Origin of the sequence: Streptomyces sp. NPDC048506, assembly GCF_040651315.1 — a bacterium.
Taxonomy (GTDB): Bacteria; Actinomycetota; Actinomycetes; order Streptomycetales; family Streptomycetaceae; genus Streptomyces.
Genome location: NZ_JBEZIX010000048.1, coordinates 73,326 through 84,082, shown reverse-complemented (window position 1 = coordinate 84,082; position 10,757 = coordinate 73,326). Strand labels below are relative to the sequence as shown.

Below are 10,757 nucleotides of genomic sequence, written 5' to 3'. Positions count from 1 at the left end.
CCCCGGATCATGTGGTCCAACAGGGGGGAGAAGTCATGCCGGGCCCGGAGGCCGGGAGCCCCGTTGCGGGGCCGTGGAGAAGATAACGGGGGGGGGAGCGCTGGTGGATGATCAGCCGAAGTTGGGAGCCGGGGCCGTGGCGTTGAGCGCTGTCACGATCGTCTCCTCCTCGTATCTGAAGTGGGACTCCAGCTGGTGCGCCAGCCGCTCCAGGTTGGCGCGCAGCTGTACGGGGTCGGTTTCACCGGGTACGAAGCTGTCGACGAGCTGCTGGATGTCATCCTGCAGCCGCGCTACCACCTTGTGCTCCTCGCCGAGCTGCGCCAGCGCCGGAGCGAGTGCGGGGAACTGCGTGGCCAGCATCGGGAACATGGCCATTCCCTCGCCGCCGTGATGCTTCTTCAGCGCCCCGCAGAAGTTGAGGCAGTGGGTGCGCATCTGCTGGGCGAGGTCCGGCGGCGTGCGCTCGATCGTGTCCGCGCCGCCCTCGATCACCTGGTCTGCCTGGGCGCGGAGTGTGTCGAGCTCCTTGCGCAGCCAGTCGTGCACCTCGACGATCCAGTCGCCCATGCCCTTGACCCGCTCGTCGCCGGCCTTGGGGCCGATCCGGTGCAGTACGACGACCGGGATCTCCCGGGTCGTCTTGGCCTGGTGGTCGGCGTAGCCGGGCGCCTCGGAGATCACACGGTCGAAGAGCTTGTCGCGCTCCTGGCCCGGCGGGATGGCGGCGATCGCCTGATAGGTGTCGGTGCCCGTCTCGACCGTCACGACCGGGTTCTTGCGGATGTTGTGGTACCACGCCGGGTGCTTGTCGGCGCCATTTGCGGACGCGACGACGATGCCCTTTCCGTCGAATTCGAGATACCCCAGGATGCTCTCCCGGCGCAGGCCGCTCTTGGCTCCGACGGTCGTCAGCACGGCCAGCGTCCAGCCCGCGAACATGCCGCTCATCTTCCCGTTGTTCGCCCGGAACTCGGCGATGACTTGACGCTGGAACTCATTGACGTCGAAGCCCGCCGAGGTCTCGGCCTGCTCTTCCCAGGTCTCGGCCTGTTCCTTGCTCATGTACTGCCTTCCGCGTCGATTGATCGCGAAGGAGGGCCACGTCATGCCATGCAACCGGAAATCGACATAGAAATACCCCGCATACCTACGCAGTGAAGATGGGCGCAGCAATCCCAGGAACGGGATTGACAAACTGCGAGAGACGGACCGTGCCGATCTCTGTAATGGCTGAGTAGCCGCTACCTCCATGCGTAGGCCCATACGGGGCTCAGTAAGACTGTAACACCGTCCCCGCTGATCAAGCAACGTCACCGTGGCGGTTGCAACCGGAAGCCCGGCGTGCCGGAGTTGGGCGTAATCTCGTCGCGCTTCTACTCCAAGGACCCGGTGGGCAACCGGCTCGAATTCCTGGAGCCAGGGCCACCGCGCTTTCGCCGCCCCGTCTCCTGCCCCGGCTCCCTCCTCGCGCCAAGGCGTTGGCGTTGCGCTGCGGATGACCGCGATTGCCGCCTGCCTCCCGTACCTCTCACTCAAGGTCCCCTGGGTCGCCGGGAGCCGTATCGGCATCCCCGAGAGCAGTGCGCTGCGCCGGGACGGCAACTCGCTGATGGTGCTCAATGTCCTTGGACTCACTGTGGCAATGGACGGCGTGGTGGTCCTGCTGGCGTTTTCTGCTGACCCGGCCCTGGGGCCGGCGGGTGCCGTGGCACAGGTCCCGGGCGAGCGGCCGTCGGCGAGGGCGGCCAGGATCTGCTGATGGGTCGGGGTGTCCGGCAGCGCGGGAAGTCGGCGCGGAGCTGACCTATCGTCGGCCGCTACGGGTGCGAGTGCCCCGCCACAGCAACTCGGCGGGGGCGACAGCCGGGTAGCGACCGACGTGTTCGCAATCGGGACGCTTGCGGGTTGCCTCTGCGCTCTCCCGTTTGGGTGGGACCACGGTCGCGTTCCGCCGTCAGGCGTGTGCGCGCAGTGTCCGCCAAGCAGGGCCACGCCCTCCGCAATGGCCCCGGTGCGGTCGTTGCGTGGCCGAGAACGAGCCCCTGCGGGCCGGGCGACTGGCGAGGCCAGGACAGTCAGCTGTGCGTCGGGGTAGGCAAATCGACAGGCAGTGTGGGGCATCGCGGTCTCCCCGCCTTCAAGTTGATCGTGATCAGCCGAACAGCCGCGAACCGAGGGGGTGTTGCCGGTCGAAGCCGGGGAGGATCAGGAATGCCGCGCTGGCAGTCGTGGTCGTGAAGGGCAGCAGTGCGTCGGAGGTGTCCATGTGGGTGAGGGTGGCGGTGAAGGTCCGCAGGTCGTTCTGGAAGCTGATGAAGAGCAGGCCGGGGGCGGGCTCGTCGGTGCTGTAGGAGCGGCGGAGCATGAGCCCGACCCCGACCACGGTGGCGTGCGCTCTGCGCACGTGGGCGTCCGCGGGGACGAGGTAGCGCCCGTCTGGTGTCTTGGCTCCGAGTTCCGGGCCCGAGGCGGCGGTGCCGCCGGAGAGGGGGACGCCGCTGGCCCGGCGCCGCCCGAAGACCGCTTCCTGTTCGGCTATGGACAGGGCGGCGAACCGCGGCAGGTCGAGCTCCATACGCCGCAGTACGGCAAGGGTGCCGCCGGCGACCGCAGGGGGCCCCACCAGCCACAGGTCGCGTTGTTGTTCGGCGGTCGTGTGCGGGCCCACGATGCCATCGATGAAACCGAGCGGGTTGCGTGGCGTGGTAAGGCCGTTGCCGACGGGCACATTCGTACCGCGGCGTGCGGACTGGCGCCAGCGTTCGCGGATGCGGTCACCGGCCTGGTCCAGAAGCGCGGCGGCGACGACCGGTAAGAGCAGCGCGTCGCTGGCGCAGATCTGTATCAGCAGGTCTCCGCCGCGTGCTTGCGGGGCGATCCGCTCGCGGGAGAATCGCGGGAGGTCGGCCGCGCCGGGCAGCGAGGCACCGGCCATGCGCACCAGCCGGGGGCCCACGCCGACGGTCACGGTGAGGTCGCCCGGCGGCAGGCCCAGCAGCCGCGTGTCGGTCCCCGCTGTGAGAGTGCGCGTGGCCTGGCCGAGTTCGGCCAGTAACGGGCCGGGAGCCACGGTGGCACCGAGGTCGGCCACCACCGCGAGCAGGTTGGGCTGGGCCGGCTGAGGAAGCGTGATGCCTGCCTGATGGCGGCCCGTCGCCGCAACCGGCTTTGGCGTGGCCCCTGGGGTAGGGGCGTGCCTGCCTGCGTGGGCGGAGTCCGATGTGCACCCGGCGGTCAGACCGGCGGCCATCATGGCGCCGGTGACATCGAGGAACGTGCGGCGTGACGGGTGGTGATCGGCTCGGCGCATGGGGTGCAGAGTGCCACACCCGAATCGCGCGTGCCGGTCAACCTCGGGATTCTGGCGTGGAATTGGGCGTCATGCCAGACTGGGATCATGCCTCGATTAACCCTTCGCATGTTGGCGGCGGTAGTGGGCACGCTGACACTGGTGGCAGGCTGCGGCGGCGATGGCGGATCGGGCAAAGGCCGGCGTCCGGCCGGTGCGCATGTGACGATCCGAGTACCTGCCGATGCCCCGACGATCTCGGATGCGGTGTCCTTGGCTCGGCCCGGTGACCTGGTGCTGGTCGCGCCGGGCGTGTACCACGAGTCGGTGAAGATCGACACGGCGCGCATCACTCTTCGCGGTTTGTCCCGGGACAAGGTCGTCATCGACGGGCGGCTCCAGCAGCCGAACGGCGTCGTCGTCTCGGCGCCCGGGGTGGCCGTGGAGAACCTGACCGTGGAGAACAACACGCAGAACGGGGTCCTGGTCACCGGTTCGGCGAAGGCGGCCGCCGGCCTGCCGGGGGGAAGCGGCGGTTACGACACCGGCGACGAGCCCGTCACCTTCCTGAAGTCGTTCCTGGTCTCCCACGTGACCTCGACGCGCAACGGTCTGTACGGCATCTACGCGTTCTCCGCCCAGAACGGTGCTATCGAGCACTCGTACGCGTCGGGCGGCGCCGACTCGGGGATCTATGTCGGCCAGTGCAGGCCCTGCAACATCGTGGTGCGGGACAACGTCGCCGAACTCAACGCGGTCGGTTACGAGGGCACCAACGCAAGTGAGGACATGTACGTGGTCGGCAACCGCCTGGTCGGCAACCGGGTCGGACTCACCGCCAACTCCGACCACCAGGAGAAACTGCTCCCGCAGAAGGACTCCGTCATCGCGGGCAATCTGATCGCCGCCAACCAGCAGACGGCCACCCCGGAGCAGGCCGACGGCGGGTGGGGCATCGGCGTCGGCATCGACGGCGGCAGCGAGAACCAGTTCATCCGCAACCGCATCGCCGGCAACCGCAACGCCGGGCTGGTGATCACCGCGACCGCCGACGTACCTCCGGTCGGCAACCAGATCGTGCACAACACGTTCACCGGCAACGGCGTCGACGTCGGCTGGACGTTCCCCACCGCCACGCGGGGACGGGGCAACTGCCTGCGGGGCAACGATCTGCGCACCACCGTGCCCGCCCGGCTCGCGACGACTGCGGCCTGCCCGCTTCCGGCCGGGCCGTCCTCGCCGGCCGGCACGTGGGCGGCGCCGACGGCACCCGGTGGCATCCCGTTCACCGAGGTCGCGGCGCCTGCTCCGCAGCCGCAGTTCCCCGACGCCGCCACCGCGGGCGCCACAGCTGTCCCGCCCGTCCCGGCCCTGCCGAAGACGGAGGACATCCGGCTGCCGCCGGCGCACCTGCTCGCTGCGAACGCGCGGGTACAGACGTCCTGAACAGCGGCTACCGGGTCGGGATGGTTCCGGGTACCGGCTTGACCGGAACGTACTTGTGGGTGTCGAAATCGATGACTACCGGCTCCGGCTGCGAACCCACGCTGACGCGGACCCGGTACATGGTGCCGTCGGAGCCGATCCAGTAGCGCACGTTGCCCGCCGTACCGGAGCGGTCAGGGGAGGACGGCCCGGTCATGACGTCCGCCCAGCGCCCGTCCACCTGCTCCCGCCCCCACCAGGCGGCGCCGTTCTGCGACAGCAGTTCGGCGTTGTCCGGCCGGTCGCCACCGAGACCGAGCGCGATGGACAGGGAGGTGTCCAGCGCGCTGCCGGACGACAGCGGCGGACGGTCGTACCAGCCCGAACGGGGTGGCGACGCGGGTGCGTGCGCCGGGGCGTCCGGCATCGGACGGACGTGCACCGAGGTTGGCGTCCACTGGATCAGCCCGTCGCTGGACTTGACGCGCCCGGTGCCGTGCACCACGCCGTAACCGACCTTGCGCCGATAGTCGACTGACCCGGTGACGGTCAGCCCGCCGACCGTGCCCGGCACGGTGATCGTCACCGCGCGGCCCTGCGCTCGGTAGTTACGGAATCGCGTGATCGCCAGCCGGCTCGCCTCATCCGTCGTCAGCGGGCGCGGACCGTCGGCACCGGAGCCGCCGTCGGCGACCAGGAACGCGGCCACCGCGGCCATCGCGACGGCCGCGATGCCGATGACGGCCGCGGCCCGGCGCGACCGCGGCCATCGGCGCCGGTCAGCCGGACGACCCGGTGGGGCTTGCCGGATTCTCACGCTCCGCACGCGGTTCGAGGGTGACACTCTCCGGCTCATCCTTTCGATCACCACACCGTCCGGCCGCCGCGGGCTCGCGGCGGCACTCGGCAGTCCGGTGGCAGACCACGCCAAGGTCGGCCCACGTGGACCGGCCGAGACGTGGTCTGCGTCCGCGCCGTCCGGATCGCGGACGGGCAGATCACCGTTGTGCGGTTCGTTCAGTGTTGCCGGGCACGCCGATTCCGGGTCACGAACGCGATGACCAGGCCCGCACCCACCAGCAGACCGACGATGCCGATCATCTTCGCCAGCTCGGGCGTACCGGTGTTCGCCAGCGAACCCCCGCCTCCACCGGCCGGGGCCGGGTGGTTGGCAGACGGCGCGGGCGACGGCGACGTGGAGGCCGCGGGCGGCGTCGGAGTCGGTGTGGGTGTGGGAGTCGGCGTCGGGGTCGGGGTCGGGGTCGGGGTCGGGGTCGGGGTCGGCGTTTCCCTCGGGATGTACACCCCGGCGTCGATCGTGTGATCGACCCCGCCCGGCTTGTCCGGCGCCGTGACAGGCGCGTAGCCGTTGCACAACGGTCCGGTGGTCGGCGGGGTCACATTGGAGTCGTGCGCACGGTTGGCACCGGACCGCGGGAGCGTGAACCTCAGCTCGCTCGCCGGGGGCTGCTCGGGCACCTGGCTGGTGTCCGCGGTGCACACGTCGAACTGCACCGTGTACTTCGCGCCAGGCGTGAGTTCGTACGCGGCGCCGACACCACCGAAGTAGTACTCGCCGGCGGCATTGGTCCTGGTCGTGGCGACCTGTTTGCCGTCCGCGTCCAGCAGGTTGATCGTCGCCCCCGGCAGCAGCACATGCCCCGGGTCCTGGATCCCGTTGTGGTCCCCGTCGAACCACACGACGTTGCCGATCTGGATCGGCGCGTTCGCCGCCGCGTACGCGATGTCACCGAGCCCGCCGGCCTTACCGAACCCGCCTTGTTCCCGGCTGACGAACTGGAACCCGTTGGCGGTCGGGTTGTTGCCCGGGCCCTGACCGGTCGTGATGTTGTGGTACCCGGTCCCTGAGGTTGCGACGTTGACGACCGGGTCGAACTCCGTGCTGACGACCCACTGCTGCTGCGGGATATAGGCCACCGACCCCAGCGCGGTCTCCTGGTGTGCGTTGGCGTAGAAGTCGCCCGGGAAGTATTCGACGACATCGGCGGCCTGGCCGCCATTGTTGGCGGGGGTGGCGTGGTTGGGGCAGCTCCCGGTGCCTTCCCACTGGTATTCACCGGTGGGAGTGGCGCAGACCATGGTGATGTCACCACCGGACATGCCGTTTTCTGCCGTGTCGTTCCCCGGGCGGGGGTCCAGCCCTCCCCAACTGAGCACGTCCATGAACCGGTCGCGGAAACCCAGGATCATCGAGCCGTTGCGGGCGAAGGCGAGGGAGGCCAGCTCCGGCTGCGGATCGATGAAGACGTTGCCCGTCTTCCGGTCGTCCCACGTGTCCAGGCTGGTGTTCCACGGATTCCAGTGGGTGGCCTTGTCGCCGGAACCGAAGACGCTGCCGCGTTCGTCCGTGAGCGGGTGGCTCAGCACCGTGGTGAACCGCTTGCCGTCGTAGGTGGAGACGAAGGCTTTCAGATCCGCGCGCTGCTGCGTGCTCTCCGCGCTGCACACGCCGCCGACGTACAGCGTGTTGTTGTGGACCTGGAGACCGAACGGCCGCCAGTCGTCGGGGCTCGCGCACCCCGGGTCCGGGATCGGGACCGTCGACTCGGGCGCAGCGGCGGTGGCCCCTGTCGCGTCGAAGCTCACCAGGCTGCGGGTCCGCAGGTTCACCGCGTACAGCGTGGAGCCGTCCTCCGACAGGGCCAGGCCGCCGATGCTCTCCTTGCCCGGCGCGTCGGTGAACCCGGGATCCTTGATCATGTTGGCGGTCTCGTGCCGCGTCACTGCGGCATCCGGCACCGGCGCGAACAGCTCCGGCGCCCCCGTGCCGTTGACCGGCACCGTGTAGATCGCGCCCCCGCCCTGCGGCCCGTACGGGGCGTACCGGCGGGCGAACGCGCTCTGGAACAGCCGGGTCCGGTCCTTGTCGTACGCCAACCCGAACGTCGTGCCCAGCTGGTCCTGCGTGGCCAGCGTCGTCGGGCACGCCACATCGGTGGGACAGGTGCCCCGGGTCTTCGTCCCGAACGCCACCAACGCCCGGTTGTCGGTCCCGTTGGCACCGTTGTGGATCGGCACGAAGTACCGCGAATCCGGCAGCGCGTAGTCGGCCGGATCCCACACCCCCGTCACCACCGAGGCGTTCTTTCCGCCCGACACATCCACGAACGACGTGAAGCTGTCGAAGTGGTTCCCCGCTGTCGACGCAGGCGCCGCCTGTAGATAGCCGCTGTACGGCGCCGGGATGCTGACGTCGACGCGGTACTGGCCGCCGCTCAGTACGGTCGACCGCGACACCACGACCTTTCCGGTGGCATCCGTGACGCCGGTGACAACGTGCCCAGCGGGGTCGGAGATCTGCACCTTCATGCCCCGCTGCGGCACGTCCATCGTCGCGTTGATCACGCCGGTGCCGAAGAAGTCGCGCAGCACCTCAACCGTCAGCGTGCCGTCGGCGGTCGAAGCGGCGGCCGGTCCAGCCGTCGCTCCCACGGCGCCGCCTGCCAGCAAAAGAACAGATAACGCGATGCGCGCCGGCGGCTCAACAAGCCTCCAGGCTAACCGGCGCGAGTCTCTGCCGAGTCGGTTCATGGCATCACACTCCACACTTCTCTTGTCGTGAAAACGAAGCACCCGCTTCTTGCTGCACGTCCACTTCGTGACCCCAGGCGCGGACGCCGGTCGCGAACGCCACGGAAGGAAAAGGGCCCACTGCCGTTGCGTGGACCGCTTTATGGTGATCACATGAGGATATTGTTGGTGAGTTGTAAGCGCCGCGGGCCAGGAAAAGCAAACACGCGTTCATGACTTCGGGCCGGACCGCCCTCGGTTGCGTGTTTTTGCAGCTCAATCACGGCGCCTTCGCCCCCACCCCGACCTCACCGACCGCCATCGCGCGCAGCGCGCGATATCTTATCCCCTGGAGCCTCGCGTCACCGGCAGAACCTTCGACCGGAAGAATGTGCGACAGTGAAGTGATGGCTTAATCTGGTCCCGCCGATTCCGTGCCGTCCGGATGGCCGTCTGGGACGTGCTCGTCACACAAGGGCGTTGCGTAGTCGAGATTGGTCCGGTTCACCTGCTGCACGATTGACGTGCCGTGATAACTGGTATCCGGATCCGGAGAGCAGCCCGCGCACCCGGCCGGCCCGCGTCCTGGCCGACCGGGCGTACTCGTCCCGGGCGATCCGCGAGTTTCTGCGCCGACGGCAGATCCCGCACACCGTCCCGGAGAAACGGGACCAGGCCGGACACCGTCTCCGTCGGGGCTCGGCGGGCGGCCGGTCACCCGGTTTCGACCGCGAAATGTACAAGCGCAGGCACAAGGCCGAATACACGCCCTAGCTAGAGGGTGTTGCAGAAGGGTGGGTGGGGGCAGGTCGGAGTGCTGTCTGACCTGCTTGTTCACCCCGAGTGGGCGAGGTTGCGCATGGTGGCGACTGCTTGGACGGCGTGGTGGAGGCCGGATCCTTTCTGACGGCAGTCGCGGAGGAGGTACCCAGGTATGCCGTCGGCGATGACGGTGGTGTTCGCAGTGGGCGGGCAGGCCGGAGGCTCGCCAGACATGGGCGTCGGCTTTGTTGCCGGGTGCCGGACGGGCGGTGGCAACGACCAGGCGGGTGTCGGCATCGATGACGACCTGCACGTTCGCGGAGAACCGGTGGTTGCGCGACGAGGCACCCACCGTGCGGTCGCGGACGGGGATGAGGGTGCCGTCCACAATCCACAACCGCTCGACATCGGCGACGGGCCGCGGGGCCGGCTCCAGCGCGAGCAACGGCCCGAGCCGCTGGATGACCCGGCAGACGGTAGCCGGCGAGATCCCGAAGAGCGGGGCGAGCTGCCGCATCGTGAGGTTGGTGCGGTGGTACACGGCCACCAGAACCACCCGCTCGGCCAGCGGCAGACACCACGGCCGACCATCTCCGGGCCCGTCGCCACCACGCTTCCGCACCACCCGCAACAGGCCCTCGTCGAAGCCGGTTACGCCGGGATGCAGATGCGCGTGAACGATCAACGGTGCGAATGGGTTGGCAGCGCCGGGGTGCGCAAGCTGGGCCAGAGTGCCAAGCCACCGACGAACGGCCGCTACCGGATCGGCAGCACCACCAAGAACTTCGTCGCGACCCTGATGCTGCAACTGGCGGCCGACGGCACGGTCAGGCTGGACGGGCCGGTAGCCGACCACCTGACCGAGTTCAAGCTCGACCGGCGGATCACGGTGCGGATGCTGTCGCAGCACACCAGCGGGTTGTTCGACTTCGCCGGCGGCGAGGTCTACGACGACGGGACGTACGTGCCGGGGATCCCGTGGCAGGGCAAGGAGTGGGTGGACAAGCGGATCTACACCTACCAGCCCGAAGAGCTGGTACGGCTGGCATTGTCCAAGCCGGCGAAGTTCGCGCCGGTGAAGCGGCGGATCCTGCGGCCGCTCCACCTGCACGACCATGGTTCCGGGCACCCGGACTGACATCCCCGGGCCGCACGCCCACGGCTACCATCGGTATGAGGACGCCGGGCAGTGGATGGTCATCGACGTCACCCGCCAGAACCCCTCCTGGATCTCCAGCGCCGGCGATGCACTGGCACCTGGACGCCACCCCCATCGAAGCCGAACGGGAGGCCGTGGCATGAACACCGCCACCCTGCGTCCGGAGCGGCGAGCCGTACGGCAGGCCGCGCACCGACTCACCGAAGAAGCAACCGCCCTGACGGCGGCCTCCGCCGAAGCCTTCCGCGCCGACCTCGCCGCCCGCGCCTCTGACCTGCGCCATGCGGTGCTCACCGCCTCCCACGCCGAGGTTTCATCGCGTGTCATAGCCGAGGACGCCCAACTGCCGCCTCAAACGGTCCGGGAGTGGATCGAGGTGGAGCGCTGCGCCCCGGTCGACACTCATCACGACCACCGTCCTCGGTGGCGGTGAGCCGGGCCGTCGGCTGGGCCGCCCCGGTCCTGCCCAGCCGACGGCCCTCGTCTCGGTGTCGTCACCGAGGAACGGATGTGAAGGCTGCCGGAACTCGTCGCCGGCCAGGCGCGCCCGACGTCACGGCGTCGACTGGCGCGTGGCGTCGTGCCGAC

At 69.2% G+C, this 10,757-nt stretch carries 8 protein-coding genes and 2 pseudogenes; 5 read left to right on the top strand and 5 right to left on the bottom strand.

Going from position 1 to position 10,757, the window contains the following annotated elements:
* Window positions 1-111 precede the first annotated feature (111 nt).
* A complete protein-coding gene (locus AB0C96_RS32465) occupies window positions 112-1,065 on the bottom strand; it encodes a nitroreductase/quinone reductase family protein (RefSeq protein ID WP_362922408.1) in 954 nt (317 codons plus the stop codon).
* 433 nt (window positions 1,066-1,498) lie between these two features.
* On the opposite strand from AB0C96_RS32465, the gene AB0C96_RS32460 reads away from it, so the two are divergent.
* Window positions 1,499-1,762, top strand: coding sequence for a hypothetical protein (locus AB0C96_RS32460; protein WP_362922406.1), 264 nt, complete (start codon window positions 1,499-1,501; stop codon window positions 1,760-1,762).
* A 393-nt stretch (window positions 1,763-2,155) separates the two neighbouring features.
* Here the strand turns inward: AB0C96_RS32460 and AB0C96_RS32455 are convergent, their stop codons facing one another.
* Window positions 2,156-3,313 carry a Dyp-type peroxidase gene (locus AB0C96_RS32455; RefSeq protein ID WP_362922404.1) on the bottom strand — a complete coding sequence of 386 codons (1,158 nt, stop codon included), beginning with the start codon at window positions 3,311-3,313 and terminating at the stop codon, window positions 2,156-2,158.
* 87 nt (window positions 3,314-3,400) lie between these two features.
* On the opposite strand from AB0C96_RS32455, the gene AB0C96_RS32450 reads away from it, so the two are divergent.
* Entirely contained in the window at window positions 3,401-4,738 is a 1,338-nt protein-coding gene (locus tag AB0C96_RS32450; protein ID WP_362922402.1) for a right-handed parallel beta-helix repeat-containing protein, read from the top strand.
* A gap of 7 nt (window positions 4,739-4,745) precedes the next feature.
* Here AB0C96_RS32450 and AB0C96_RS32445 read toward each other — a convergent pair whose 3' ends face one another.
* Complete coding sequence (locus tag AB0C96_RS32445) at window positions 4,746-5,426, bottom strand: hypothetical protein (RefSeq protein WP_362922412.1); 681 nt, start codon at window positions 5,424-5,426, stop codon at window positions 4,746-4,748.
* Window positions 5,427-5,734: 308 nt separating this feature from the next.
* Window positions 5,735-8,170 (bottom strand): SdrD B-like domain-containing protein, encoded by a 2,436-nt coding sequence (locus tag AB0C96_RS32440; RefSeq protein ID WP_362922400.1) that lies wholly within the window; start codon window positions 8,168-8,170, stop codon window positions 5,735-5,737.
* A gap of 639 nt (window positions 8,171-8,809) precedes the next feature.
* Here AB0C96_RS32440 and AB0C96_RS32435 point away from each other — a divergent pair.
* Window positions 8,810-9,001: pseudogene (locus AB0C96_RS32435) on the top strand (IS5/IS1182 family transposase); the annotation flags it as partial.
* Between the two features lie 81 nt (window positions 9,002-9,082).
* Here AB0C96_RS32435 and AB0C96_RS32430 read toward each other — a convergent pair.
* Window positions 9,083-9,695 (bottom strand): annotated as a pseudogene (locus tag AB0C96_RS32430) (transposase family protein).
* Here AB0C96_RS32430 and AB0C96_RS32425 point away from each other — a divergent pair.
* Both AB0C96_RS32425 and AB0C96_RS32420 read left to right on the top strand, forming a co-directional pair.
* Entirely contained in the window at window positions 9,672-10,148 is a 477-nt protein-coding gene (locus AB0C96_RS32425; protein WP_362922399.1) for a serine hydrolase domain-containing protein, read from the top strand. The pseudogene AB0C96_RS32430 and the gene AB0C96_RS32425 sit on opposite strands and share 24 nt — an antisense overlap.
* Window positions 10,149-10,308: 160 nt before the next feature.
* Window positions 10,309-10,602, top strand: coding sequence for a hypothetical protein (locus tag AB0C96_RS32420; protein ID WP_362922398.1), 294 nt, complete (start codon window positions 10,309-10,311; stop codon window positions 10,600-10,602).
* Window positions 10,603-10,757 lie beyond the last annotated feature (155 nt).